Origin of the sequence: Streptomyces sp. SAI-170 (assembly GCF_049739565.1) — a bacterium.
Lineage (GTDB): Bacteria > Actinomycetota > Actinomycetes > Streptomycetales > Streptomycetaceae > Streptomyces.
On record NZ_JBMGQD010000001.1, the window covers coordinates 4,766,484 to 4,792,977 of the forward strand.

Consider the following 26,494-nt stretch of genomic DNA (forward strand, 5'->3'; position numbering starts at 1 on the left):
CTCAGCCCCGCCCCAGCACCACCGTCCCCGAGGAGCAGAACCAGCCCCCCGTGCCCGACGCCACGGCCAGCTCCGGCAGGGACCCGTCCGCGCGCCGCACCTGGCGCGCCGCCGCCTCGCCGCGCAGTTGCCGTACGGCCTCCACCAGCAGGAACAGCCCCCGCATGCCGGGGTGCTGGGCGGACAGGCCGCCGCCGTCGGTGTTCACGGGCAGCTCCCCGCCCCGCACCCGCAGCCGCCCCTTTCCCACGAAGTCGCCGCCCTCGCCCTTGGCGCAGAAGCCGAGATCCTCCAGCGTCACCAGGGTCATATAGGTGAAGGCGTCGTAGATCTCCGCGAGGTCGATGTCCGACGGGCGCACCCCGGCCCGTGCGAAGGCCAGGGGGCCGCTCACCGAGGCGGGCGACACCGTGAAGTCGGGCCACGAGCCGAGCGCCGAGTGGGAGACGTGCTCGCCGGTGCCGAGGACCCAGACCGGGCGGGTGCGGCAGTCACGGACGTACTCCCGCGAGGCCAGCAGCACGGCCGCTCCGCCGTCGGAGCGCAGACAGCAGTGCGGCTTGGTGAAGGGGTCGGCGATCAGCGGGGCGTCCAGCACGTCGTCCACGGTCAGCGGGGTGCGGTACAGGGCGTCGGGGTTCAGGGCGGCGTTCGCGCGGGCCTGCACGGCCACCTCGGCGAGCTGCTCGATCGTCGTGCCGTACTCGATCATGTGGCGCCGGGCGGCCATCGCGTACTTGGCGATGAGCGTGATGCCGTACGGCGTCTCGAACTGCGCCGGCCCGCGGGTGCCGAAGGCCAGGTCGCCGCTACGGCGGCCCGCGCGGATGTCCGCCCGGGCGGTGGAGCCGTAGACCAGCAGGACGGCACGGGCGTGCCCGGCGGCGATGGCGTCGGCGGCGTGGGCGGCCATCACCTCCCAGGTCGCCCCGCCCACGGAGGTGGAGTCGACCCAGGTGGGGCGCAGTCCCAGATGGTCGGCGACCTCGACGGGGGCCAGCAGGCCCGTGCCCGCCGAGGCGAATCCGTCGACGACCGACCGGTCGAGCCCGGAGTCGGCCAGCGCGCGGCGGGCGGCCTGGGCGTGCAGGGCGTACGGGGTGGCGTCGTCCACCCGGCCGCAGGAGGAGAGGGCGACCCCAACGATCGCCGCGTCACGGTGACCCATGGGAACTGACGGTACGTCAGATGACGGCCCGCGGTCGAGACCTCGCACCTCTTCGCATCTCCGCCCTCACGCCCTAATATGACGACCCGTCAGATCCGGGAGGTCGCCCATGGACGCCGCCTTCACGCCCGAGCAGGACGAGATCCGCCGCACGCTGAGGGACCTGCTCCGCCGGCACCCCACCGGGGTGCGCGCGGCCGTCGGCCTGCCCGCCGGGTACGACCCCGGCCTGTGGGCCGCTCTCGCCGACCCGCTCGGCCTCCCGGGGCTCGCGCTGCCGGAGTCGTACGGCGGTGTCGGCGGCACGGTGGCGGACCTCGCCCTCGCCGCCGAGGAGGCCGGACGGGCCCTCGCGCCCTCGCCTCTGCTCGCCACCTCCGTCCTGGCGGCCCCGCTGTTGCTCGCCCTCGGCACCGACGCCCAGCGCGCCAGGCTGCTCCCGCGCCTTGCCGACGGCACCCTCACCGCCGCCCTCGCCGCACCCGGGGCCGGTCTCGCCGTCGCGCTCGGGCTCACCGGCGACAACCGGGGTTCCTGGGCGGGCGGCGGCCGGGCAGGGGGCGTGCAGGCGCGGCGCTCGGACGGCGCGTGGCGGCTGTACGGGGAGGCCGACCAGGTGCTCGACGGGCACAGCGCGGGCCTGCTCCTCGTCCCGGCGCACACCGGCGGGTACGCCCGCTCCCGCACGCTCCTCTTCCTCGTCCCCGGCGACGCCCCCGGCCTGACCCGCGTACGGCAGACGGCGCTGGACGCGACCCGGCCGCGGGCGCATGTGCAACTACGGGAGGTGGAAGCCGAGTTGCTCGGCTCCGACGACGGGGCGGATGTGTGCGGGGCGCTCGCCGGAGCCGGTGGGGAGTGCCGCCGCGTTCCTCGCGTGCGAGGCCGTCGGGGCCGCGGCGCGGGCGCTGGAGCTGACCGTGGGGCATGTGCGCACACGCGAGCAGTTCGGGCGGCCGATCGGCTCCTTCCAGGCGGTGCAGCACCGGCTGGCCGACGTCCATGTCGAGGTCGAGGCGGCACGCTCGGCGGCGTACTACGCGGCGTGGGCGGCGGTCCGGAGCGACCCGGCCGCCCCCGCCCCCAGCCCCGCCCCCGTCGGCGCGCTCGCCCCCGCCCCCGGCCCGGCCCCCGTCGGCGCGCTCGCCCCCGCCCCCGGCCCGGCCCCCGTCGGCGCGCTCGCCCTCGCCCAGGCCCTCCAGGCGCTGCGCGTGGCCGCCGCCGAGGCGATCCAGCTGCACGGCGGCATCGGCTTCACCTGGGAGCACGACGCCCACCTGTACTTCAAGCGGGCCGCGGGCGACGAACTGCTCCTCGGCCCCGTCCATCTGCTGCGGGCCCGCGCCGCCGAGGCGGCCGGGCTCTTCACCCGCGAGGAGATCCCCGTATGAGCGGCGTCGGCGTACGGCTCGTGCAGAAGGTGTCCTCCACCCGCGGCTTCGCCAAGGCCGCCCCGTACGTCATCCCGGCCCTCGACCGTGCCGTGCACCGGCTGACCCGGGGAAAGGTGCTGCTCAGCGCCCGGATGCTGCCCGGGTTGGTGCTCACCTCCACCGGCGCGCGCAGCGGGCTGCCCCGGCGGACGCCGCTGGCCTGCATGCCCGAGGAGGACGGCCGCGGCTGGCTCCTGGTCGGCTCCAACTTCGGCCGCACCGGCCACCCCGCCTGGACCGCCAACCTCCTCGCCCACCCGGACGCCGAGATCAGCTGGCACGGCCGGGACATCCCGGTCACGGCCCGGCTGCTGGCCGGGGAGGAGCGGGCCGCGGCCTGGGAGGCGGCGCTGGCGTTCTGGCCGCCGTACGCCACGTATCAGGCGCGTGTGGAGCGGGAGATACGGCTCTTCAGGATCGTAGGCAAGTGACGATCAGAGCGTGGCGAGCCGCTGGACCAGCAGGAACGCGCCGATCCCCAGCATCGCCGCGCCCGAGGTGCGGGTGACCGCGCGGGCCGCGGCCGGGCGGGCGCGCAGGACCGCGCGGGCCGCGACGCCGACGGTCAGGTAGACGGCCGCGCAGCACGCCATGTGGAGCAGGCCGAGCGAGGCGGTCTGCAGCGGCACCGGGAGGTGGTCGCCGCCGGTGGTGAGGAACTGGGGCAGGACGGAGAAGTAGAGCAGCAGGCCCTTGGGGTTCAGGCCGCTGATCGTGGCGCCGCGCAGGAAGACGCCCGCGCTGCCGCCGGCCACCGGCTCCTCGTCGGCGCCGGGGACACCCGGGCGGCGCAGCACGCCCCAGCCGAGCCACACCAGATACCCGGCGCCCGCCACCGTCAGCGCGGTGAGCAGCGCGGGGGAGCCCGCGACCAGCACCGCGAGGCCCGCCGCCGCGAGCAGCGTGTGCAGCGCGTAGCCCGAGACGAGGCCGCCCACCGCCGCGCCGACCGAGCGGCCGCGCAGCCCGGCGGCGATCGCGTACGCCCAGTCGGCGCCCGGTACGCACACCAGCAGCAGGTCGATCGCGAGGAAGGAGATGAGGGCAGCCGAATCCATACCGGGAACGCTATGCGTGATCTGCCCGAAAGTGTTCCCGAAGTTTGCCCGCCCTCCCGCACGATGAGGGAAGATCTGCCCCATGGACGACGTAGACCGGAAAATTCTTGCCGAGCTGCAGCAGGACGGGCGGCTGACCGTGACCGAGCTGGCCGGGCGGGTGCGGCTGAGTGTCTCGCCGTGCCATCGGCGGCTGCGGGAGCTGGAGCGGTCGGGGGCGATCAGCGGGTATCGCGCGGTGGTGGAGCCGGCGGCGGTGGGGCTGACCTTCGAGGCGCTCGTCTTCGTCTCCATGCGCCAGGAGGACCGGGACACGGTCGTGGAGTTCGAGCGGGCCCTGACCGAGGTGGAGCACGTGCTGGACGCGCAGCGGCTGTTCGGGGAGCCGGATTATCTGCTGCGGGTCGCTACCGCGGATCTGGCCGCGTTCCAGAGGCTCTATGACGAGAGGCTGGCTACTTTGCCGGGGGTGCAGCGGTTGACGTCGACCCTGGTGATGAAGCACGTGGTGAAGGACCGGCCGTTGCCCTCGTGATCGCCGTAGAGGTTGATCGTCGTCGCGGGCTGTCCGGCCGTCCTTCGCTTCTCGCGCAGTTCCCCGCGCCCCTTTCGGGGCGCTGACAAGACGGTGGGGACGAAAGCTGTGGTTACTTGGTCGGCTTCTTGCCCGTCACGCCCAGGTGGACCAACAGGGCCAGGTTCGGCTTGAGTTCGGCCTGCTTGACGCCCCAGGAGGTGAAGCCCTTCTGGTGGGAGGCGACCGCTGCGAGCATGGCGACGATCGAGCCCGCGACGGCGGCCGGGTTGACGTCCTTGTCGACCTTGCCCTTGGACTGGAGTTCGGTGACGGCGTCCGCCAGGGAGTTTGTTCACCGAGTTGAGGATCTTCATGCGGAGCTTGTAGAAGCGCTTGTCGCCCTCGGCGGCCCCGAGGTCGACCACGCGCAGGATCGCGTCGTTCTTGCGCCAGAACTCCAGGAAACCGTCGACGAGTTCCTGTGCCGTCTGCCAGCCGGCCTTGCCGACCCAGCTGCGGCCCGCGAGCAGTTCGGTCAACCCGGCGCCCTCGGTGGCCATTTGCTCGGCGATCTCCAGGACGGCGCCCTCGACGTCCGGGAAGTACTGATAGAAGGTCGCGGGCGAAGTGCCCGCTTTCCGGGCGACATCGATGACCTTGACGTCCCGGTAGGGAGAGGAGCTGAGCATCTCACTGAGGCAGTCCAGCAGCTTCTGCCGCGTGGCCTGCCCACGCCGACCGGCCACGCGGCCGTCAACGGTACGCACTTGTCCTGTCATGCCGTCAGCTTACCGAGGGGTGATGGGAGCGCGATTCGGCCGACTGCAAATGGGGTGCCCGGGGGATCGAAGCTTGGTGTGCCTGGTCTGCGCGCTGCGTGAGCGGCCGTTACTTTTCTTGTATGGCCGAAAACAGGGCATCGCGGTGCACGGAGGGCGTCCCCTGCTGGGTGGACGCCCAGCTTCCCGACGTGGAAGCGGGGAAACGGTTCTACGGTGAGCTCTTCGGATGGACCTTCGAGGAGTGGCAGGGCGGCTCCGTGCGGGCCCTGAAGGGCGGGGAGCCGGTCGCCGCGCTGGCCCACAAGACGGACGGCCGTATGCCCACCGTCTGGACGGTGTACTTCGCCACCCCGGACGTCGAGTCGCTGGCCCGCCGCCTCCGGGAGGCGGGCGGGCAGGTGGTGGCGGCGCCGCTGCCCGTCGGCCGCCTGGGCGTCGCCGCGCTCGCCGCCGACCCCGAGGGCGCCGTGTTCGGCCTGTGGCAGCCGGGCACCCACCCCGGCTTCGGGGTGCGCCACGAGCCCGGCACCTTCGTCTGGGCCGAGCTGTACGCCCGGGACACCGCGGGCGCCAACATCTTCTACGGCGACCTCTTCCACGACGCCCTGTTCGGCCCCGACGCCCAGCCCGACTTCGGACGGGCGCCCGTCACCGACGTCTTCCCCACCGAGATGCCACCGCACTTCCTCGTGCATTTCCGGGTCGAGGACTGCGAGGAGGCCCTGGCGGAGGTGGGCCGGCTCGGGGGGCGGGTGCAGGCGGGGCCGTTCTCCACTTCCTACGGCACCGTGGGCGTGGTCACCGACAACCAGGGGGCGTCGTTCGCCGTGCTGGAGCGCTGAGCAGGTAGTTTTGCCCCTGTTTATGGCCGGACACCCCAATTCTCACCGGGTTCGCAACCTGTGGCCCGGCCAGGAAGAATCGGGGTGCGTGCCGCCATGGCGGTGCGGTGGTGAGACGCTGCACGGGGTCGCGTACATACGTGGGTGACGCGGCCCGTACGGGGAGGTGGCAGGCAAGTGGTGGATCAGCTGACACAGCACGATCCGCGGCGGATCGGGCCGTTCGAGGTGCTGGGACGGCTGGGAGCCGGCGGCATGGGGCTGGTCTATCTCGCGCGGTCGGCGTCCGGCCGACGGGTGGCGATCAAGACGGTCCGCACGGAGCTCGCGGAGGACCAGCTCTTCCGCGTCCGCTTCACGCGCGAGGTGGAGGCGGCCCGCGCGGTCTCCGGCTTCTACACGGCGGCCGTCGTCGACGCCGATCCGCGGGCGGCCGTGCCCTGGCTGGCCACCGCGTACGTGCCCGCGCCCTCGCTCGAGGAGATAGTGAACGAGTGCGGGCCGCTCCCGGCCCAGGCGGTGCGCTGGCTCGCGGCGGGCGTCGCCGAGGCCCTGCAGTCCATCCACGGCGCCGGGCTGGTCCACCGCGACCTCAAGCCCTCCAACGTCCTCGTCGTCGAGGACGGGCCCCGGGTGATCGACTTCGGTATCGCGTCCGGCGTGTCGAACACGCGTCTGACGATGACCAACGTGGCCGTCGGCACCCCGGCCTACATGTCCCCCGAGCAGGCCAAGGACTCGCGGAGTGTGACCGGCGCGTCCGACGTCTTCTCGCTCGGCTCCACTCTCGTCTTCGCGGCCACCGGGCACCCGCCCTTCCACGGCGCCAACCCGGTCGAGACCGTCTTCATGCTGCTCAGGGAGGGCCCGGACCTCGACGGCCTGCCCGACGAGCTGCGCCCGCTGATCGAGTCCTGTATGCAGATGGAGGCCTCCGCCCGGCCCACGCCGGCCGACCTCCAGGCACAGCTCGCCCCGCATCTGTTCGGCTCCGGCTCCGACGACAGCGGCACCGCCAGCGCCTGGCTGCCCGAGAAGGCCGTCGCCCTCATCGAGACCCGCCGCGGCGGCCGCCTCGCCCCCAAGCCCGCCCCCGCCGGGGGCCGCAGCACCGGCGGACACCGGCCCGGACACTCGGGGCACCCCGTAGTGCCCCCGCCCCCGCCTCCGCACCCGCCCGCCCCGGTGAGCTCCCCCGCCGGCGCCCCCGACACCGGCCCCGTACGCCTGGCCGGCGGGTCCGTGCCCATCGGCCCCGGCCCGCGCGTCGCCGACGCCCGCGCCGCCGCCGTCAAGGCGCCCCCGCCCGAGGCCGGCCTGGTCGCCGCCTGGTCCAAGCCCCGCCCCGGCGGGGTCAACGGCACCGACCCCGCCCCGGCGCAGCCGCCCGCGGCGGCCCCGGAGACGCCCGGTTCCTGGCGTCCGTGGCGCTTCCGCATGTCCAACGACGTGTGGGGCACGCCCTCCGTCGCCGACGACCTCGTCTACGTCACCTCCTTCGAGGTGCACGCCCTCGACGTCGCCACCGGCCGGCGCCGCTTCAAGACCCGCGACGTCGCCTGGTCCATGGCCGTCGCCGACGGCCGTATCCACGCCTCCGACGGCCCCACGCTGTTCGCCCTGGACGCCCGCGAGGGCACCGACCTGTGGCGCCTGCAGACCGACGCCTGGGTGTACTCGCTGAAGGCCGACCGCGGCACCGTCGTCACCGGCACCCGCGGCGGCGGCGTCCAGGCCTGGGAGGCCGCCGGCGGCCAGAAGCTGTGGGAGCTCACCGGCGCCCAGACCGACTTCGAGTCCCCCGAGGCCGGGCCCACCGTCCACGACGGCACCGTCTACGTCTGGCAGGACGCCCGGTTGCGCGCCCTCGACGCCCGCACGGGCGACGAGCGCTGGTCCTACCCCATCGGCGACGCGGCCTCCTGCGGCGGCGTCCCCGTCCGGCTCACCCCCGCCCCCGACGGGTACGTCTACGTCAGCGCCGGCACCCGCGTCCTCGCCATCGACATCGCCGCCGGGCACGTCAAGTGGCACTTCGAGGCCCCGGCCGTCTTCCTGTGCCCGCCCGCCTACGCCCCGGGGCCCGCCGTCACGGGCGGTGGCGTCTACCTCGCCGACTACCTCGGGACCGTCTACGCCCTCGACGCCACCGACGGCCGCGACCGCTGGCGCATCGCCACCGAGAGCCGCGCCTCGATCGAGCCGGTCCTGGTCGCGGGCGGCCACGTCCACGTCGGCAGCGGCAACGGCCTCTACACGCTCGACGCCGTCACGGGCACCCCGAAGTGGCGCTTCCAGGCGGGCGGCGACATCGTAGGCGCCCCCTCCGTCGCCGAGGGCCGCATCCACTTCGGCTCCACCGACCACCTGCTCTACACCCTGAAGGCCGACGACGGCCGCCTGCGCTGGAAGCTGGCCACGGGCGGCGAGATCACCGGCTCCCCGGTGGTCAAGGACGGCATCGTCTACGCGTGCAGCAAGGACCGCTGCGTGTACGCGCTGGACGCGGAGAAGGGCACGGGGACGGCCCGCACGGCGTAGCGCCCCGCCGGAGCGGGACGGCCGTCGTACCGGGGCACGGAAGGGGCCAGACGGCGGCCGTCGCTGAGGGGAGCCGAGGGGAACTGGGGCCCGTCACCGCTCTCACGGCAGACGCTACGCCCGGTGAGCCGGGCCCGCCACACAGGCCCAAGGGCCTGTCCGACAGGCCCTAGCGCGTGCGGAACTCGCCCGTCCGCCGCGCCCGGAACAGCTCGGCCTGCCGCTCCGGCGCCAGATTCCCCAGCGCGATGAGCAGGGGCGCCATCGCGAACCCCCGCTCCAGCGCCCCCTCCCGCGCCGCCCACAACGCCCGCACGGTCCCCTGCACGGCCTCGGCGGGGAACCCCGCGATGGTCCGGGCACAGGCGAGGGCCGCCTCCAACGCCTCACCCGGCGCGGTCACTTCGGACACCAGCCCCACGCCGTACGCCCGCTCGGCCCCCATCCGCTCCCGCACCCCCATCAACGCCGTCCGCGCGACCTCGCCGTACGGCATCCGCTGCGCCATCAGCAGCGACTCGTACGCGCTGACCATCCCGTACGAGGTGTGCGGATCGAAGAAGGAGGCCTCCGCCCCGGCGACCAGGAACTCGCACTCCCCGAGCAGATAGAAGGCCCCGCCGCACGCCATCCCCTCCACCGCGGCGACCACCGGCTTCCACAGGTCGTTCGCCTTCGGCCCGACCCCCAGCAGCGGATCGTCCTGCATGTACGGCGACCCCGGCTGCGGCACGACGACGTCCCGGTCGATCCCGGTGCAGAACGCCCGCCGCCCCGACCCGGCCAGCACGACGGCCCGGACGGAGTCGTCGTACCGCAACGACCGCCAGATTTCGCGGAGTTCCTCTACGGTGTCCAGATCGATCGCGTTGAGCCGCTCGGGCCGGTCCAGCGTGACGACGGCGACCCCGGTGTCCGCGTCGGTGTCGAGACGCACGCCCTTCACGCGAGCACCCACTGCACAAGCCCGCCGTCGCAGAACACGACCCGCACGCGGGCGCCGATGCGGATGTCGTCGGGGGCAAGGGAGTTGAGGGGCGCGCCGGGCGCGGCCACGAGGTTGCCGACGAGCCGTATGCCGGCGGAGCGGGGGAAGTCCTCCAGCTCGACGACCACCACGTTGTACGGCGCCTGCGCCGCGTAGTCCGGGAGCAGGGGCGGGTGGGCGACGACGTAGGACCAGACCCGGCCGTGCCCCGAGACCGGACGCCAGTCGCTGTCGAAGGACCGGCAGTGCGGGCAGCAGGGCCGGGGCGGGAAGCGGGGCTCGGCGCAGCCGGCGCAGACCTGGACGCGCAGTTCGCCCCGGGCGGCGTACTCCCAGAAGGGGGCGCCGTCGGGGTCGGTGACGGGGCTCAGCACGGGATCAGCTCCTGTTGGTGAGCAGCAACGCGGATGTGGGGACGCCCTCGCCGGCGGTGACGAGGCAGGTGGTGGCGCCGGGGACCTGGGCGGTGCTGGTGCCGCGCAGTTGCTTCACGCCCTCGTTGACGAGGTTGAAGCCGTGCACGTACGCCTCGCTGAGCCCGCCCCCGCCGGTGTTGAGGGGGAGCCGCCCGCCGATCTCCAGGGCGCCTTGTTCGGTGAACGCGCCTCCCTCGCCCCTTCCGCAGAAGCCGTAGCCCTCCAGGGAGAGGGGGATCAGCGGGGTGAACGCGTCGTAGATCTGCGCCACGTCCACGTCCTGCGGCGTGAAGTCGGCGTGCTTCCACAGATGCCGGGCGGCGGCCCAGGAGGGGCCGGTGAGCGGGTCGTCGTTCCAGTAGTTGACCATGCCGTGGTGCTGGGCGGGCAGCCCCTGGGCGGCGGAGTGGACGTAGACGGGGCGCTGCCGGCAGTCGCGGGCCCGCTCTTTGGTGGTGATGACGCACGCGAGGGCTCCGTCCGTCTCCAGGCAGTTGTCGAAGAGGCACAGGGGCTCGCTGATCCAGCGCGCCGACATGTACATCTCGCGGGTCAGGGGCCGGTCGTACATCAGGGCGGCCGGGTTCTGGTTGGCCCGGTTGCGGCAGGCGAGCGCGACGTTGAAGAGGTGGTCGCGGGTGGTGCCGTACTCGTGCATATGGCGCCGGGCCAGCATGGCGATCTCGTCGACGGGCCGCAGAAGGCCGTAGGGGCGCGTCCACTGGGCGGGCGTGGGGAGTTGGGCGGTGGTGTTGGTCCAGGGGCGTGGCCCGGACCCCCGCTTCCGGGACCGCCACGCCACCCCCACGGTGGCCTGCCCCGCGGCGATCGCGGTGGCGAGGTGCGCGACGGTGGCGCACGACCCCCCGCCGCCGTACGGGACGCGCCCGAAGAAGGTCAGGTCCCCGAACCCGACCGCCTTCGCCAGCTCCACCTCGTCGGTCTCCTCCATCGTGTACGACGCCACCGCGTCGACCTCGCCCGGTGCGATCCCGGCGTCGTCGAGCGCCGCGAGCACGGCCCGGCAGGCCAGGGTGCGCTCGTCCTCGGGGAGGTGCTTGGCGAACGCCGTCTGTCCGATGCCGACGACGGCGGTGGCGTCCTTGATTCCGGTGGCCATGGGTGCCTCCCCCTGGGGCAGTAGCTGACGGGCCGTCAGGTTAGCGCTAGCCTGACGAAGTGTCAGCTCTCGTGGAGGGGAGGCCGATGGTGGACGGTGAGTGGGCCGGGTGGGGGACCATCCCCGGACTGGTGCGGGCGGCGGCCGAGCGGTACGCGGACACGGAGGCGGTGGTGGACTGCGGGGGCCGGGTCCGGGTGTCGTACGCCGAGCTGGGTACCCGGGTGGAACGCGCGGCCGCGGCATGCCTGGCACGGGGCATCCGGGTCGGCGACCGCGTCGCCATCTGGGCCCCCAACTCCCTGGACTGGACGGTCGCCGCCCTCGGAGCCGTCTCGGCCGGAGCGGTCCTCGTCCCCCTCAACACCCGCTTCAAGGGCGCCGAGGCGGCGGACGTGCTGCGCCGCAGCGGGGCCCGGCTGCTCTTCGTGACGGGGGCGTTCCTGGGCACGTCGTACGTGGCGGCGCTGAGGAGAGCGGCGGGGGACCTGCTGCGGGGGCTGCCGGAGCTGGAGACGGCGGTCGTCCTGTCGGAGGACGCCCCGCCCGGCTTCCTGACCTGGAAGGACTTCCTGGCGGGAGGGGAGGGAGTGCGGGGAGCGGAGGTCCGCGAGGTGAGGGTGAAGGGACCAGATCCCTCGGACATCATCTACACCTCGGGTACGACGGGCCGCCCGAAGGGCGCGGTGATCACGCACGAGCAGAGCCTGCGGGCGTACGAGACGTGGTCGGCGCTCGCGGGGCTGACCCGCGGCGACCGCTACCTGATCGTGAACCCCTTCTTCCACACCTTCGGCTACAAGGCGGGCATCCTCGCCTGCCTGATGCGGGGCGCGACGATGATCCCCCAGCCGGTGTTCGACGTGGAGACGGCCCTCGCGAACATCGCGAGGGAGGCGGTCACGGTCCTCCCGGGCCCCCCGACGCTGTTCCAGTCGTTGCTCGACCACCCCTCCCGCCGGTCCCACGACCTCTCCTCCCTCCGCCTGGTGGTCACGGGCGCGGCGGTGGTCCCGCTGCGCTTGGTGGAGCGCCTGCGGCAGGACCTGGGCGTGGAGACGGTGCTCACGGCATACGGCCTCTCGGAGGCGAGCGGCGTCGTGACGATGTGCCGCCGCGGGGACGCCCCCCAGGTCATCGCCTCCACCTCCGGCCGGCCCATCCCCGGCGTCGAGGTCCGCGTGGTCACCGACTCGGGGGCGACCGCACCACCCGGCGAACCGGGCGAGGTGCACGTCCGCGGCTTCAACGTCATGCGGGGCTACGACGCGGACGCCGCGGCCACGGCAGAGGTCCTGGACCCCGAGGGCTGGCTGCACACGGGCGACGTAGGCGTCCTGGACGTGGACGGCAACCTCCGCATCACCGACCGCTTGAAGGACATGTACGTCGTCGGCGGCTTCAACGCCTACCCGGCCGAGATCGAACGCCTCCTCGCCCTCCACCCCGACGTCGCCGACGTCGCCGTCATCGGCATCCCCGACCCCCGCCTCGGCGAAGTCGGCAAGGCATACGTCGTCCCCCACCCGGGCACCTCCCCCACCGCCGACGACCTTCTGTCCTGGGCCCGACGCGAGATGGCCAACTACAAGGTCCCGAGGTCGGTGGAGTTCGTGGACACCCTGCCTCGCAACGCGAGCGGCAAGGTGGTGAAGGGCGAACTGCGGGGTGGGGCTGCCCGCTGACGGGCGGCCGGCCCCGGACACACCTCGGCCGCGGCGGCTCCCCCTCCGCGCCGCCGCGGCCGATCCCCGTCGGGATGGAAGTGTTCGGGACCTACTTGCCGTCCAGCTCCAGGGCGGGCGGGGCGGGCGCGTGCTGGTCCAGCGTCGTGACCTCACCGTCCAGGGCGGGCGGAACGGGCGCGTGCTGGTCCAGCGTCGTGACCTCACCGTCCAGGGCGGGCGGGACAGGTGCGTGCTGGTCCAGGGTCGTCATCTGGTCGTTCTTCTTTGCTTCGCTCACGGTGTGCATCCCCAAGACAGTGGCTGACGATTCCGACGGAAGCGCCCGCTCGGCAACTCCCCCGCGGGCCGCCGAACGGGCGTTTCCGGGACCTCAGAGTAGTCACGAGGCCCGCAAGGTCCGCCTGCCCCCCGACGCGACGGACCCGATGCATTGAGAGTGGCAGGAACCCATAAACGTTCGATGAACGAGCCGGTGCGGATCAGGCGGCAGCAAGCGGGGACAGCAGAGCGCGCACTTCGCCGGCCTCGGACGAGCCTGCCGCTTCGTAGATCGCCAGCGCATCGCGCCAACAGGCCCCCGCCCGGCCCGACTGATCGAGGGCTGCCAGCGCCTTGCCGAGCACGGTGAGCGCGTTCGCCTTCATCCAGTCACCACCGATGCAGCCGATCCCCAGTGCCTGTTCCGCGTGTTGGGCTGCCTGGGCGAACCGCCGAGCCGCCAGGTGGACCTGAGCGATCCGGAAGTGGGTGGTGCCTTCCCAGAGGCGCTGGCGGCTTTCCGTGAAGATCTGAAGGGCTTCGCTGAGCTGGGCCAGGGCTTCGTGCAGCCGGCCGGCCTGGGTGAGGACGATGCCCGACGCGTATCGGGCGTTCGCCAGACGCACGGACAGCCCGAGCTCGTCGTATATCTCGACGCCCCGTTGGGAAAGCTCCACAGCCTCGGAACTGCGGTCCATCGACGCCAGAGTGCGGGAGAGGTTGCAGACGGCACTGGCCTCCCCGGGCTTGTTCTGATCCGCCTGGAAGGCATGGATGGCCCGGAGGAAGTAGCCCTCGGCATCCGCGTACCGCGCGGTGCAGATGGCGATGATGCCCAGCTGGTTGGGCGCGGAGCTCGTGGCCCATGGGTCCTGCGCCGTCTCGTTGAGAGAGTCGGCCCGCATGGCCTCATGCTCGGCTTCCTCGAAACGACCGGCCTGGCTGAGCACTTGGGCCAGCGTGATGCGGGCCCGTACCTCGGCGTAGTTGTCGTCCTGTTCCACGGCCGCGTGACGTGCGGCCATGGCCGTCAGCTCGTAGCGGCGTGAACCGGCACCGGACTCCGCCAGATCGATGGTTGCCAGAAGGAGGTCGACGGCTCGGCGCAGCGTCGGGGCTTGCAGAGACTGCTGGACGCAGGCCAGCAGAGGCTCCGCCTCGGAGTGCAGCCAGTCGAGGGCCTGCGTGGCATCGGAGAAGGTCTGCCCTTCACAACGGCTCTTCTCAAGGTGCGTGACCGTCCGATCCCCCGGCCGCTCGATCGCATAGACCCGGGCCGCCGTGGCCAGATAGAAGTCCAGCAAGCGAGAAAGCGCGGCCCCCCTCTCCTCCGGAGGCCACTCGTCCCGCTCGGCGCATGCCCGGGCGTAAAGCCGTACCAGGTCATGGAACCGGTACCGACCCGGGGCGGCGGACTCCAGGAGGGACGTGTCCACCAGGGACTCCAGCAGATCCTCCGTCTCCTCCACCCCGAGGTCCAGGACGGCGGCGGCGGCGGAGAGGGAGATGTCGGGGCCGTCGGCGAGGCCGAGGAGGCGGAAGGCGCGGGCCTGGGCGGGTTCCAGGGCGCCGTAGCCGAGTTCGAAGGTCGCCTTGACGGCGAGGTCGCCGGCCTGGAGTTCGTCCAGGCGGCGGCGTTCGTCGGCGAGCTTGGCCGCGAGGACGGACACCGTCCAGGTGCGGCGGGCCGCGAGGCGGGAGGCTGCGATGCGGATGGCCAGGGGGAGGAAGCCGCAGGCGGCGACCACGTCGAGGGCGGCGTCGCGTTCGGAGCCGACGCGTTCCTCGCCCACGATCCTCGTGAACAGGGCCAGCGCCTCGTCCGGGGACATCACGTCCAGGTCGACCAGGTGGGCGCCGGCCAGGTCGACCATGCGGACGCGGGACGTCACCAGGGCCGCGCAGCCGTCCGTGCCGGGCAGGAGGGGGCGGACCTGGGCGGCGTCGCGCGCGTTGTCCAGCAGTACCAGTACGCGGCGGCCGTCCAGGACGGAGCGGTACAGCGCGGCCCGTTCCTCCAGGGAGTCCGGGATCGCCGAGTCCGCGGTGCCGAGGGCACGCAGGAACGCGCCGAGGACCGTCTCCGGCTCCGCCGCGCGCGGCCCCGCCCCCTGGAGGTCGACGTACAGCTGGCCGTCCGGGAAGGCCGACCGCGCCTGGTGGGCCACGTGCACCGCCAGGGTCGTCTTGCCGACGCCCCCGATGCCCGCGAGGGCGGACACGGCCATCACCCGGCCCTCCGCCGAGGCGAGCACCTCGCTCAGCTCGGCGACGAAGGACGTACGCCCGGTGAAGTCCGGCACCGTGGCGGGTAGCTGGGCCGGGCGGACCGGGATCACCGAGGGCTCCCCCGCGGGGGCGGCGGGCTCCGCGAGGCCCGGGTCCGCTCGCAGGATCCGCTCCTGCAGCTCGCGCAGCCCCGGTCCCGGGTCCACGCCCAGTTCGTCGGCCAGGAGCCTGCGGGTGTCGGCGTACACCGCGAGCGCCTCCGCCTGGCGCCCGCTGCGGTAGAGGGCGAGCATCAGCAGCTCGCGCAGGCGTTCGCGCAGGGGGTGGGCCGCCGTGAGGGCGGTGAGCTCCGAGACGGCCTCGGCGTGGCAGCCCTGCTCCAGGTCCAGGTCGAGCCGGGTCTCCAGCAGGCTCAGCCGCCACTCCTCCAGGCGGACGCGCTGGGCCTCGGCGTAGGGGCCGGGGACGCCCGCCAGGGGTTCGCCGTCCCACAGGGCCAGTGCGCGGCCGAGCAGCGAGCGGGCCTCGCCGAGATCGCCTGTCTGACGCGCCTTCTCCGCCTCGGTCACCAGGTCCTGCGCGACCGCGAGGTCCAGGGAGCCGGGGGCCCGCACCGCGTAGCCGCCGGACTCGCTGACCAGGACCCCGGCGCCCAGCACCTTCCGCAGCCGGGAGGCGTACGTGCGGACCGCGGCCAGTGCCTGGGAGGGCGGTTCCTCGCCCCACAGCGCGTCGATCAGCTCGGCGGCCGTGGCGGTGCGGCCCTCGCGCAGCAGCAGGGCGGCGAGCAGGGCGCGTTGCTGCGGGGAGCCGGTCGGCAGCGCCTTGTCCTCCCGTGGAGCCCCGTCCACCAGGGACGGCTCGTCCTCGACATGCCAGGCGCGCACCGGTCCGAGCACGGCGAAGCGCAGCGGCGCGGGCTCCTCAGAGCCACGACGGCGCTGCTCCGGTACGCGCGGTACCCCGTCCATCGACGTCCCCCTAGGGCCTCTCGTCTGGGTCATGTCGGCGTCCGCGGGGCCTGGCACGTGCATCGCCGCGTTGTCGTCGGTTGCCGACGCTCCGCGTCGCCGCCCTCCTCCGCCTTGCAGCTGCACGCACCGGACCCCGTTCGGGTCGGCTCGAAGACGCAGTCTCTCTCAGCCGACCTGCTGCGAACGACAGACCCCAGACATCCCGAACAACTCCGTCAGTCTGCCTTGTTCATGGCGGATGCGTCAGCCGTGCGAGACGCCGATCACAGACCGGCGCGCGGTAGTGCACAAAGCCCTCACATCCACTCCTCCCGACCGCCTTGCTGACGGTCCGTCAGATCGGCGCTACGGTGGCCGACATGGAGACCAACCCCGACTTTCCGCGCATCATTTCCGTCGACGACCACACCGTCGAACCGCCGGGCGTCTGGCAGGACCGGCTCCCGAAGAAGTACCTGGACTCCGGGCCGCGCATCGTCCGCGCCCCGCTGAGGGAGATGACCTTCCTCGGCGGACGCTTCAAGCCCGTCATGGGCACAGCAGGAGAAAGCGGCCCGGTGGGCGACTGGTGGGTGTACGAGGATCTCCACCGGCCCCTCACCCGGCTCGACACCGCCGTCGGGTGCAGCAGGGACGAGATCCGGCTGGAAGTCATCACGTACGAACAGATGCGGCCGGGGTCCTACGACGTCCCGGCCCGGCTCGCCGACATGGACGTCAACCACGTCCAGTCCGCCCTGTGCTTCCCCACCTTCCCCCGCTTCTGCGGGCAGACCTTCACCGAGGCCGAGGACCGGGAGCTCGGGCTGCTGTGCGTGCGGGCGTACAACGACTGGATGGTGGAGGAGTGGTGCGGGCCCGAGGCGCAGGGGCGGCTCATACCGCTCACCCTCATCCCCCTGTGGGACGCCCGCCTGGCGGCCGACGAGGTCCGGCGCAACGCCGCGCGGGGCGTCCGGGCCGTCGCGTTCTCCGAGATACCTCCGCACCTCGGCCTCCCGTCCGTCCACACCGACGACTGGGACCCCTTCCTCGCCGCCTGCGACGAGACCGGCACCGTCATCGCCATGCACATCGGCTCCAGCAGCCGTATGCCGTCCACGTCCGCGGACGCGCCGCCCGCCGTCGGATCGACGATCACCTTCGCCAACTGCTGCTTCTCGATGGTCGACTGGCTGATGAGCGGCAAGTTCGAGCGCTTCCCGAACCTGAAGATCATGTACGCGGAAGGGCAGATCGGCTGGATCCCGTACATCCTGGAGCGCGCCGACGTGGTGTGGGAGGAGAACCGCGGGTGGGGCGGGGTCGCCGACAAGGTCACGCGGCCGCCGTCCGAGCTGTTCGCCGAGCATGTCTACGGCTGCTTCTTCGACGACGCCTTCGGGCTGCGCAACCTGGACGCGATCGGCGCGGGCAACGTCCTGTACGAGACCGACTACCCGCACTCCGACTCCACCTGGCCCAAGTCCCGCGAGGTCGGCGAGGCGCAGATGGCCCACCTCGACCCGCACACCGTCGACAGGATCGTGCGGGGCAACGCCATCGAGCTGCTCCAGCTCACGCCCGAGGGGCTCTGGCGGCCGTGAGGTACGGCATCCAGCTCCCCGTCCAGTCCCAGAGCACCCTCTACACCGAGCCCTGGGAGACCACGGCCGGACCCGAGGATCTCGTGGAGGTGGCGCGGGCGGCCGAGGCGGCCGGGTTCGCGTACGTCGCCGCTTGCGACCATGTCGCGATCCCGCGCCGGCTCGCGGCGGCCATGAGCACGGTCTGGTACGACCCCGTCGCCACGCTCGCCCACCTGGCCGCGCACACCCGCACCGTCGGACTCCTCACGCACGTGGCCGTCGTCGGGCTCAGGCACCCCCTGCTCAGCGCCAAGCAGTACGCCACCCTCGACCGGCTCAGCGGCGGGCGGCTCGTCCTCGGTGTCGGGGCCGGGCATGTCCGGGAGGAGTTCGAGGCGCTCGGGGCGGACTTCGGGCGGCGCGGGGCCCTGCTCGACGAGACGATCGACGCCCTGCGCGCCGCCCTCGGGCCGGAGGAGTTCCCCGAGCACCACGGCAAGCGGTACGACTTCCAGGACCTGGGGCAGCGACCCCGCCCCGTCCAGCCTCGTGTCCCCCTCTGGGTCGGCGGTTCCTCGGAGCCCGCCCTGCGCCGGGCCGCGCTCAAGGGCGACGGCTGGCTCCCACAGGGCGATCCCCGCGAGCGCCTCGCCGAGAAGACCGGCCGCATCCGGGCCCTGCGCGAGGAGGCCGGGCTGCGCACGCCCTTCACCTACGGGGCCATCGCCGAGCCCCTCTACGTCGGCCGGCCCGCCTGGGACGTCGGCCGGCGCACCCTCGCCGGGGCCCCGCAGGCCCTCGCCGAGTCGCTGCGGGCGTACCGGGCGATGGGCGTGGGGCAGCTCCAGGTGCGCTTCCGCAGTCGGAGTCGTACCGAACTCATCGATCAGATAGCCGCGTTCGGCGCCGAGGTGGCGCCTCGTCTGCACGAGGAGGAGTAGCGATGGGCAAGCTGGACGGCCGGGTCGTGATCGTCACCGGAGCGGCACGCGGGCAGGGGGAGCAGGAGGCGCGGCTGTTCCGTGCGGAGGGGGCCGAGGTCGTCCTCGCCGATGTGCTGGACGAGCCCGGCGAGGCCCTCGCCAAGGAGATCGGGGGCCTGTACGTCCATCTGGACGTGGGCGAGGAGAGCGGCTGGCGGGATGCCGTCGCGGCGGCCGAGCGGGCGTACGGGCGGGTCGACGGGCTGGTCAACAACGCCGGCATCCTGCGGTTCAACGCGCTCGTGGACACCCCGCTGGAGGAGTTCATGGAGGTCGTGCGGGTCAACCAGGTGGGCTGCTTCCTCGGCGTGAAGACGGTCGCGCCGCGGATGCCGCAGGGCGGGACGATCGTCAACACCGCCTCCTACACCGGGCTGACCGGGATGGCCGCGGTGGGCACGTACGCCGCGACCAAGCACGCCGTGCTCGGGCTGACCCGGGTGGCCGCGCTGGAGCTGGCCGACCGGCGCATCCGCGTCAACGCGATCTGCCCCGGCGCCATCGACACCCCGATGTCCAACCCGGCCCGGCTGGACCCGGACGCCGACCCGGAGGAGACCGCGCGGGCGCTGGACGCGCTCTACCGCAAGCTCGTGCCGCTGGGCCGGGTCGGCCGGCCGGAGGAGGTGGCCCGGCTGGCGCTGTTCCTGACCTCCGAGGACTCGTCGTACATCACCGGGCAGCCGTTCGTGATCGACGGCGGGTGGCTGGCGGGCGTCGGCGTCGTCTGACCCCGAGACTCGCACGTCTGACTGACCGTCAGCTATTGACCATCCATGCCCGCGGTGCCACAGTCATCGATCTGACGGTGCGTCAGATAAAGGGATTCAGCAGACCCCGGGACGGTGAACCTCCATGGAATTCGGGCTCTTCGTACAGGGATACGTGGGCAAGCGCGCCGAGACCGACCCGCTCGCCGAGCACAAGGCGTTGATGGAGGAGACCGAGTACGTCATCCAGGCGGACAGGTCCGGCTTCAAGTACGCCTGGGCCTCCGAGCACCACTTCCTGGAGGAGTACTCCCACCTGTCCGCCAACGACGTCTTCCTCGGCTACCTCGCCCACGCCACCGAGCGGATCCACCTGGGCTCGGGCATCTTCAACCCCCTCGCCCAGGTCAACCACCCCGTCAAGGTCGCCGAGAAGGTCGCCATGCTCGACCACCTCTCCGAGGGCCGCTTCGAGTTCGGCAGCGGGCGGGGGGCCGGCTCGCACGAGATCCTCGGCTTCCTGCCCGGCATCACCGACATGAACTACACCAAGGAGATCTGGGAGGAGACGATCGCCGAGTTCCCCAAGATGTGGCTCCAGGACGAGTACGCCGGCTTCCAGGGCAAGCACTGGCAGCTGCCGCCGCGCAAGGTGCTGCCCAAGCCGTACGGGGCCTCGCACCCGGCGATGTGGTACGCCGCCGGGTCGCCGCCGTCGTACGCCATGGCCGCCCGCAAGGGGCTCGGGGTGCTCGGCTTCAGCATCCAGAAGGTGTCGGACATGGAGTGGGTGCTGGAGCAGTACAAGACGGCGATCGTGGACGCGGAGCCGGTGGGGGACTTCGTCAACGACAACGTGATGGTGACGACCACCGCGATCTGCGCGCCGACGCACGCCGAGGCGATCGAGATCGCCGTCAACGGGGGGCTGCACTATCTGCCGTCCCTGGTGTTCCGGTACCACGACACCTTCCCGCGGCCCGAGGGCTTTCCCGTGTGGCCGGAGACGCTGCCTCCCTACACGCCGGAGTTCGTGGAGGTGCTGATCGAGGAGGAGCTGCTGATCTGCGGGGACCCCGACGAGGTGCTGCGGCAGTGCGAGCGGTGGGAGCGGGCCGGGGCGGACCAGTTGAGCTTCGGGTTGCCGGTGGGGGTGCCCAAGGAAGCGACGCTTCAGACCATTCGGCTGATCGGTGAGCATGTGATTCCGGAGATCGACACCGACCCTGTGCATCGGACTTCGCGGTTCCGTCAGGGGGCCTGAGCTTTCGTCGGCGGCGTGCGGGCCGTCATGGGCTGGTCGCGCAGTTCCCCGCGCCCCTAGGGACGTTCACCTCAGGGAGTTGGACAATCATGCTTGATCACCTGATCGAGAACGCCACCGTCGTCGACGGGACCGGCACCTCTGCCCGTACCGCCGACGTCGGCATCCTCGACGGGCGGGTCGCCGTCATCGGCAAGGTCACCGCGGCCGCCCGTACCCGCGAGGACGCCACCGGGCTCGTCCTCGCCCCCGGGTTCGTCGACCCGCACACGCACTACGACGCACAGCTCTTCTGGGACCCGTACGCCACGCCGTCGCTCCAGCACGGCGTGACCACCGTCGCTGCCGGGAACTGCGGGTTCACCCTCGCGCCTCTCAAGCCCCAGGACGCCGACTACACGCGCCGCATGATGTCCAAGGTCGAGGGGATGTCGCTGGCCGCTCTGGAGGAAGGCGCTCCCTGGAGCTGGCGGACCTTCGGGGAGTACCTCGACGCTCTCGAAGGGCGTATCGCGGTCAACGCCGGTTTCATGGTGGGGCACTGTGCGCTGCGGCGGTACGTCATGGGGGCGGACGCGATCGGCGGGCAGCCGTCCGATGTGCAACTCGCCTCCATGGTGGGGCTGTTGCACGAGGCCATGGACGCCGGTGCCTGGGGGTTCTCCACCACCCAGTCGTCCACGCACTCCGACGGCGACGGGCACCCGGTCGCCTCGCGGCACGCGCGTCCCGAGGAGCTGTTGGCGCTGTCCAGGGCGGTGGGCGAGCACGAGGGCACGCAGATCGAGGCGATCGTGGCCGGGTGCCTGGACAGGTTCAGCGATCCGGAGATCGAGCTGCTCGCGGAGATGAGCGCGGTGGCGGGCCGGCCGCTGAACTGGAACGTGCTGACCATCGACGCGGCCGTCCCCGAGCGCGTGCCCCGGCAGCTGCTGGCGAGCGAGCGGGCGAGGAAGGCGGGCGGCAGGGTCGTCGCGCTGACCATGCCGGTCCTCGCGCCGATGAACATGTCCCTGGGCACGTTCTGCGCGCTCAACCTGATACCCGGCTGGGGGCCCGTCCTGGGGCTGCCCGTCCCCGAGCGCATCCGGCGGCTGGCCGATCCGGCCGTACGGGAGGAGCTGCTGCGGCACGCCCGTTCCGAGGAGGCGGGCGTCTTCCGGCGGCTCACCGACTTCGGGCGGTACGTCATCGGGGACACCTACAGCGAGCGCAACGCCGGGCTGACCGGCCGGGTCGTGCGGGACATCGCCGCCGAGCGCGGGCAGGACCCCTTCAGCTGCCTGGTCGAGATCTGCGCCGCCGACGACCTGCGTACGGTGCTGTGGCCGATGCCCACCGACAACGACCCCGCGTCCTGGGCGCTGCGGGCCGAGACCTGGCGGCACGCGGACGTGCTGCTGGGCGGCTCCGACGCGGGCGCGCATCTGGACCGGATGTGCGGGGCGCCGTACACGACCCGGTTCCTCGGTGACTGTCTGCGCGGGCGGCGGCTGGTGGGCCTGGAGCAGGCGGTGAAGATGCTGACCGACGATCCGGCGCGGCTCTTCGGGCTGCGGGAGCGGGGGCGGATCCAGGAGGGGTTCCATGCCGACCTCGTGCTCTTCGACCCGGAGCGGATCGACGCGGGCCCGGCCACCCTGGTGCACGACCTGCCGGGCGACAGCCCCCGGCTGGACTCCCGGGCGCTCGGGGTGCGGGCCGTGTGGGTCAACGGCGTCGAGGCGGTCCGGGAGGACGCCGTGACCGGGGCGGTGCCGGGGAAGGTGCTGCGCTCCGGGCGGGACACCAGGACGGTGGCGACCAAGTGAGCACGCAGCAGCGGCTGTTCGTGGGCGGCGCCTGGATCGAGCCGGACGGCGGGCACTACGACGTCGTCGACCCGGCGACCGAGGAGGTCGTCGGCCGGGCGCCGGAGGCCTCGCGGGAGCAGGTGTACGCGGCGTGTGCCGCGGCCCGTGAGGCCTTCGGGCCGTGGTCGCGCACGGCACCTGAGGAGCGGGCCGCGGTGCTGGCCCGGGCGGCGGAGATCATCCGGGAGCGGGCCGGCGAGTACGCCGCCCTCGCCCAGGCCGAGACCGGCGCGACCACCGCCACGGCCCGCGCGATGCAGGTCGGCGTGGCCGCGGCCCGCTTCCGCCGCTACGCGCGCGTGGAGCCCGCCGAGTGGGCGATCCCGCCGCAGATCAACGAGGCCGGCCCCATGGGCCGAGCCGGGGTCATGGGCGCCCTGGCGATACGGCAGCCCGTCGGGGTCGTCACCTGCGTCACCTCGTACAACAATCCCTGGGCCAACGCCGCCGGGAAGGTCGCCCCCGCGCTGGCCATGGGCGACACGGTCGTCGTCAAACCCGCCCCGCAGGACCCCCTGTCCGTCTACCGCATGGCCGAGGCCCTCGAGGCGGCGGGCGTCCCGCCCGGGGTGGTGAACGTGGTCTCGGGGCGGTCCGTGGCCGTCGGTGAGGCCGCCGTGGACTCGCCCGACGTCGACATGGTCAGCTTCACCGGCTCCACCGCCGTCGGACGCCGTATCGCCGAGGTGTGCGGCCGGGGCATGAAGCGCCAGCTGATGGAGCTCGGCGGGAAGGGCGCGGCCCTGGTCCTCGACGACGCCGACCTCGCCTCCGCCGTCGCCGGCATCGGGACGACCTTCTCCTTCTACAGCGGCCAGATCTGTACGGCGCCCACGCGGGTGCTGGCCCAGCGCGGGGTGTACGAGCGGGTGGTAGAGCAACTCGCGGCGTACGCAGGGAGGTTGAAGGTCGGCGATCCCCGGGACCGGGGCACCGTCGTGGGCCCGGTGATCTCCGCGGCGCACCGGGAGCGGGTGGAGGCGTACGTCGAACTCGGCCGCAAGGAGGGAGCGGTGGTCGTCACCGGCGGTGAACGGCCGCCGCTGGACCGCGGGTTCTACGTAGCCCCCACCCTCCTGGCCGACTGCACCAACGACATGCGCGTGGCCCGGGAGGAGATCTTCGGGCCGGTCGTCGTGGTCGTGCCCTTCGACGACGAGGAGGAGGGCATCGCCCTCGCCAACGACTCCGACTACGGCCTCATCGACTACGTCTGGTCCGCCGACGTGGCCCGCGCCTTCCGCGTCGCACGCCGGCTGCGCGCGGGCGGGGTCGGGGTGAACACGGTCGGCCGCAACATGGAGGCACCCTTCGGCGGCTTCGGGGCGAGCGGCGTAGGCCGTGACTGCGGCCCGTACGCCCTGCACGCCTACGGCGAGGTGCAGGCGCTGGTGTGGCCGGGGTGAGGGGCTACGGCCCCAGGAACACCGGGTTGGTGAACGCGGCCATCATCCCCGGCAGCGGCCCCAGCGCGGCCTCGTGCCGTACCTCGGCGCGTACGTAGGTCGCCCGGGCGGGCGTCGTACGCCACTCCACGACACCCGACCCGGTCACGGGCAGCGGCGGGCTCGTGTGGAGGACACCCTGGTCGGTGACGAGGCGCACCGTGCAGCGCGGTGCGCCGGTCACCGCGACGCGGACGGTGACGGTCGTGCCCAGGGCGACGGCGAGCCGCTCCCCGATACCTGCCGCCTCACCGTCGGCGGCGCGGGCCGTGAAGTCCAGGGACACCGCGCTCGACTCCGCGACATAGCAGTGGCCGGCCCTGATGCCCGCGAGTACGGCCGCGCGGGTCAGGCCGTCGGCGAGGACGACGGTCTGCGGCAGCCCGACCCGGTCGGGAGGGCGGTGGGCGTCGCTGCCGCCTACCGCCGGGAGGAGGCGCACGGGGCCGGGCGCCCGGTTCGGGCGGCTCGGGGCGTCGGCGTGGTCGGTACGGCTGGCTTCGGTGGCGGGGTCGGTACGACTGGTCCCGACGCCGGTGTTCGGGTCGGCTGTGGTGTCGCTGGGGTCGGTACGACTGGCCCCGGCGCCGAGGCCGGTGTTCGGGCCGGTTGCGGCGTCGGCGTCGTCGGTACCCCAGGCCCCGGCGCCGAGCCCGGCGTTCGGTCCGGCTGCGGTGTCGGCGGGGTCGGTACGACCGGCCCCGGTGGCGAGGTCGGCGTCCGGGCGGGCCTCGGTCTCGGAGGGGCCGGCGACCGGGTGGCCCTCCGCCTCGGCGGGGCCGGTGCGCCAGGTCCCGGCCGCGAGGCCGGCGTCCCACGCGGCCAGGGTCACCTCGTCGTCCGGTGTCCAGGGCCCGTTCCACACCTCCACCGCGTCCGCCGCGTCCCAGCCGTGCTTCCAGGCGCAGCCGACGCAGGGCGCGTGCGGGTGGGCCGGGACGGCCAGGCCTCCGGCGGTGCGGATCGTGGCGGCGGTGCGGCCGAAGGCGTCGTCGCGGGCCCGGAAGCGCCAGTCGACGAAGGTGCCGGGGTCCGTGCCCAGCGCCACGAGGTGGCCGTTGCGGGTGGTCACCTCCTCGCCCAGCAGGACCAGCAGGTCGTCCCCCGCCACATCGGCCCAATGGGCGTGCGCGGACGTCGTGTTGTGCTCCGAGCTGTTGAGGAAGTCCAGCCCGGCCGCACGGGCGAGCGCGCCGATCTCGGCCGGGGTGCGGCGCCCGTCGGAGTGCCAGGAGTGCAGGTGGAGGTCGCCGCGGTACCAGGCCCGGCCCCGGCCCCTCGCCCGCTCGGGCGGGTACACCGGCTGGACGGCCTCGCCGGGGTCGCCGTACGTCAGCGTGACCGTGATCTCGTACGAGAGTCCCCGCGGCGCCACCGTGTACGGGCCGAGCGCGATGTGCCAGGTGCCGGGGCGCGGCGGTCCTGGCAGATAGCCGGGGGTCGCCTCGTCGGCGCGGACGAAGAACTCGGTGCGGGCCCCGCCCGACCAGCCGCGGAAGCCGGAGCCGGTGCCGCGTTCGTCGAAGAGGCCGAGGTCGAGGGCGTTGCCGGGCGAGCGGTCGTAGGTGTACGCCACGCGCACCTCTCTGACGCCCGGCGGCACGTCGAAGGGCTCGTAGGCGTGGTCGGGGGAGCCGGCGGGCAGTATGCCGCGGAGGGTCCGCGTCTCGACGCTCACCTGTCCACGGTAGTGCGGACAGCGCTATGTGTGCCGACCGGTCGGTATGGACAGATGGGGCGGGGCTCGGTACAGATGGGACATGCGTATCGCCGTCACCATCTTCCTCACCGACGAGACGATCACCCCGACCCGGCTCGCCCGGGAGCTGGAGCAGCGCGGCTTCGCCGGGCTGTATCTGCCCGAGCACACCCACATCCCGACCGAGCGCACGAGCCCCTACCCGGCGGGCGGCGAGCTGCCGCCCGAGTACGGCCGCACCCTCGACCCCTTCGTCGCGCTCGGGCAGGCCGCGGCGGTGACCGAGCGGCTCGGGCTCGGCACCGGCATCACACTGGTCGCCCAGCACGACCCGATCGACCTGGCCAAGCAGGTGGCGACCGTGGACCACCTCTCCGGCGGGCGGCTCACCCTGGGCGTGGGCTACGGCTGGAACGTGGAGGAGGCCGCCGACCACGGCGTCGACTGGCGCACCCGGCGCGAGCTGGTCCGCGACCGGATGCGGCTGATGCAGGCGCTGTGGACGGCGGAACCGACCGGCTACGACGGCGACTTCGGCAGGGTCCGGCCGAGCTTCGCGCACCCCAAGCCCGTCCAGAAGCCGCGCGGCCCGGTGACCGGCCCGCGCACGCTGGTCGGCGGGGCGGCCGGGCCCAGACTGTTCACCCACATCTGCGAATACGCCGACGGCTGGCTGCCCATCGGCGGACGCGGCCTGTCCGAGTCCGTGCCGGAGCTGCGCGCCCGCTGGTCCGACGCGGGCCGCGGCCCGGACGCCCTCCAGATCGTCCCGTACGCAGTCCGCCCGAACCCGGGCAAGCTCGCGCATTATGCCGAGCTCGGGATCGAGGAGGTGGTCGTGCAACTGCCCCCGGGCGGCGAGGCGGAGGTGCTGCGGGCGCTGGACGGACTCATGGGTTTCGTGGCCGGGTGAGACCGGCGCCTTCACCGGAAAAAGTCCTGCTCGGGGTTGATCGGC

Annotated in this window: 20 protein-coding genes and 2 pseudogenes; 13 read left to right on the top strand and 9 right to left on the bottom strand. The window is 73.1% G+C overall.

The genetic code is table 11. The features are described from left to right. Position 1: 1 nt before the first annotated feature. On the bottom strand, positions 2-1,168 hold the full coding sequence (locus RKD23_RS21375; RefSeq protein ID WP_424855113.1) for a thiolase C-terminal domain-containing protein: 1,167 nt from the start codon (positions 1,166-1,168) through the stop codon (positions 2-4). A 109-nt stretch (positions 1,169-1,277) separates the two neighbouring features. On the opposite strand from RKD23_RS21375, the pseudogene RKD23_RS21380 reads away from it, so the two are divergent. After that, positions 1,278-2,559 (top strand): annotated as a pseudogene (locus RKD23_RS21380) (acyl-CoA dehydrogenase family protein). Continuing rightward, positions 2,556-3,032: a nitroreductase family deazaflavin-dependent oxidoreductase gene (locus RKD23_RS21385; RefSeq protein WP_424855114.1), complete on the top strand. Its 477-nt coding sequence runs from the start codon at positions 2,556-2,558 to the stop codon at positions 3,030-3,032. Before RKD23_RS21380 ends, RKD23_RS21385 begins: the two are co-directional and overlap by 4 nt. 3 nt (positions 3,033-3,035) lie before the next feature. Here RKD23_RS21385 and RKD23_RS21390 read toward each other — a convergent pair whose 3' ends face one another. Beyond that, positions 3,036-3,659 carry a LysE family translocator gene (locus RKD23_RS21390; RefSeq protein ID WP_424855115.1) on the bottom strand — a complete coding sequence of 208 codons (624 nt, stop codon included), beginning with the start codon at positions 3,657-3,659 and terminating at the stop codon, positions 3,036-3,038. 82 nt (positions 3,660-3,741) lie between these two features. Between RKD23_RS21390 and RKD23_RS21395 the strand changes: the two genes are divergently transcribed. Next, a complete protein-coding gene (locus RKD23_RS21395; protein ID WP_404041899.1) occupies positions 3,742-4,194 on the top strand; it encodes an Lrp/AsnC family transcriptional regulator in 453 nt (150 codons plus the stop codon). Between the two features lie 112 nt (positions 4,195-4,306). Here the strand turns inward: RKD23_RS21395 and RKD23_RS21400 are convergent. Then, positions 4,307-4,955 (bottom strand): annotated as a pseudogene (locus RKD23_RS21400) (TetR family transcriptional regulator). Between the two features lie 122 nt (positions 4,956-5,077). Between RKD23_RS21400 and RKD23_RS21405 the strand changes: the two are divergent. After that, entirely contained in the window at positions 5,078-5,800 is a 723-nt protein-coding gene (locus RKD23_RS21405; RefSeq protein WP_424855116.1) for a VOC family protein, read from the top strand. A gap of 177 nt (positions 5,801-5,977) precedes the next feature. After that, positions 5,978-8,341 carry a PQQ-binding-like beta-propeller repeat protein gene (locus tag RKD23_RS21410; RefSeq protein ID WP_424855117.1) on the top strand — a complete coding sequence of 788 codons (2,364 nt, stop codon included), beginning with the start codon at positions 5,978-5,980 and terminating at the stop codon, positions 8,339-8,341. 169 nt (positions 8,342-8,510) lie between these two features. On the opposite strand, the gene RKD23_RS21415 is transcribed toward RKD23_RS21410, so the two are convergent. From RKD23_RS21415 to RKD23_RS21425, 3 genes are read right to left on the bottom strand one after another with little or no spacing between them, the layout of a single operon-like run. Beyond that, positions 8,511-9,299 carry an enoyl-CoA hydratase/isomerase family protein gene (locus RKD23_RS21415; RefSeq protein ID WP_424855118.1) on the bottom strand — a complete coding sequence of 263 codons (789 nt, stop codon included), beginning with the start codon at positions 9,297-9,299 and terminating at the stop codon, positions 8,511-8,513. Then, a complete protein-coding gene (locus RKD23_RS21420; RefSeq protein ID WP_424855119.1) occupies positions 9,284-9,703 on the bottom strand; it encodes a Zn-ribbon domain-containing OB-fold protein in 420 nt (139 codons plus the stop codon). Before RKD23_RS21420 ends, RKD23_RS21415 begins: the two co-directional genes overlap by 16 nt. Positions 9,704-9,707: 4 nt before the next feature. Then, complete coding sequence (locus tag RKD23_RS21425) at positions 9,708-10,865, bottom strand: lipid-transfer protein (RefSeq protein WP_424855120.1); 1,158 nt, start codon at positions 10,863-10,865, stop codon at positions 9,708-9,710. An 86-nt stretch (positions 10,866-10,951) separates the two neighbouring features. Between RKD23_RS21425 and RKD23_RS21430 the strand changes: the two genes are divergently transcribed. Further along, positions 10,952-12,550 (top strand): FadD3 family acyl-CoA ligase, encoded by a 1,599-nt coding sequence (locus RKD23_RS21430; protein ID WP_424858299.1) that lies wholly within the window; start codon positions 10,952-10,954, stop codon positions 12,548-12,550. A gap of 91 nt (positions 12,551-12,641) precedes the next feature. Here RKD23_RS21430 and RKD23_RS21435 read toward each other — a convergent pair whose 3' ends face one another. Continuing rightward, positions 12,642-12,830 (bottom strand): sigma-like protein, encoded by a 189-nt coding sequence (locus RKD23_RS21435; protein WP_424855121.1) that lies wholly within the window; start codon positions 12,828-12,830, stop codon positions 12,642-12,644. Positions 12,831-13,032: 202 nt separating this feature from the next. Further along, a complete protein-coding gene (locus RKD23_RS21440; RefSeq protein WP_424855122.1) occupies positions 13,033-16,011 on the bottom strand; it encodes an AfsR/SARP family transcriptional regulator in 2,979 nt (992 codons plus the stop codon). 362 nt (positions 16,012-16,373) lie between these two features. Between RKD23_RS21440 and RKD23_RS21445 the strand changes: the two genes are divergently transcribed. From RKD23_RS21445 to RKD23_RS21470, 6 genes are all read left to right on the top strand, one after another. Next, positions 16,374-17,600 carry an amidohydrolase family protein gene (locus RKD23_RS21445; protein WP_424855123.1) on the top strand — a complete coding sequence of 409 codons (1,227 nt, stop codon included), beginning with the start codon at positions 16,374-16,376 and terminating at the stop codon, positions 17,598-17,600. Continuing rightward, positions 17,597-18,523 (top strand): TIGR03619 family F420-dependent LLM class oxidoreductase, encoded by a 927-nt coding sequence (locus tag RKD23_RS21450; protein ID WP_424855124.1) that lies wholly within the window; start codon positions 17,597-17,599, stop codon positions 18,521-18,523. The genes RKD23_RS21445 and RKD23_RS21450 overlap by 4 nt, the downstream gene beginning before the upstream one ends. 2 nt (positions 18,524-18,525) lie before the next feature. Beyond that, positions 18,526-19,296 (top strand): SDR family NAD(P)-dependent oxidoreductase, encoded by a 771-nt coding sequence (locus RKD23_RS21455; RefSeq protein ID WP_424855125.1) that lies wholly within the window; start codon positions 18,526-18,528, stop codon positions 19,294-19,296. Between the two features lie 124 nt (positions 19,297-19,420). Continuing rightward, the gene (locus RKD23_RS21460; RefSeq protein WP_424855126.1) at positions 19,421-20,539 is read left to right on the top strand and encodes an LLM class flavin-dependent oxidoreductase; all 1,119 of its coding nucleotides are present in this window, start codon (positions 19,421-19,423) and stop codon (positions 20,537-20,539) included. An 89-nt stretch (positions 20,540-20,628) separates the two neighbouring features. Next, positions 20,629-22,350 (top strand): N-acyl-D-amino-acid deacylase family protein, encoded by a 1,722-nt coding sequence (locus RKD23_RS21465; RefSeq protein WP_424855127.1) that lies wholly within the window; start codon positions 20,629-20,631, stop codon positions 22,348-22,350. Further along, on the top strand, positions 22,347-23,798 hold the full coding sequence (locus tag RKD23_RS21470) for an aldehyde dehydrogenase family protein (RefSeq protein ID WP_424855128.1): 1,452 nt from the start codon (positions 22,347-22,349) through the stop codon (positions 23,796-23,798). The genes RKD23_RS21465 and RKD23_RS21470 overlap by 4 nt, the downstream gene beginning before the upstream one ends. A gap of 4 nt (positions 23,799-23,802) precedes the next feature. On the opposite strand, the gene RKD23_RS21475 is transcribed toward RKD23_RS21470, so the two are convergent. After that, on the bottom strand, positions 23,803-25,515 hold the full coding sequence (locus RKD23_RS21475) for a CehA/McbA family metallohydrolase (RefSeq protein WP_424855129.1): 1,713 nt from the start codon (positions 25,513-25,515) through the stop codon (positions 23,803-23,805). Between the two features lie 82 nt (positions 25,516-25,597). Here RKD23_RS21475 and RKD23_RS21480 point away from each other — a divergent pair, with 82 nt between their 5' ends. Then, positions 25,598-26,449 (top strand): LLM class F420-dependent oxidoreductase, encoded by an 852-nt coding sequence (locus RKD23_RS21480; protein ID WP_424855130.1) that lies wholly within the window; start codon positions 25,598-25,600, stop codon positions 26,447-26,449. Positions 26,450-26,494: the final 45 nt, after the last annotated feature.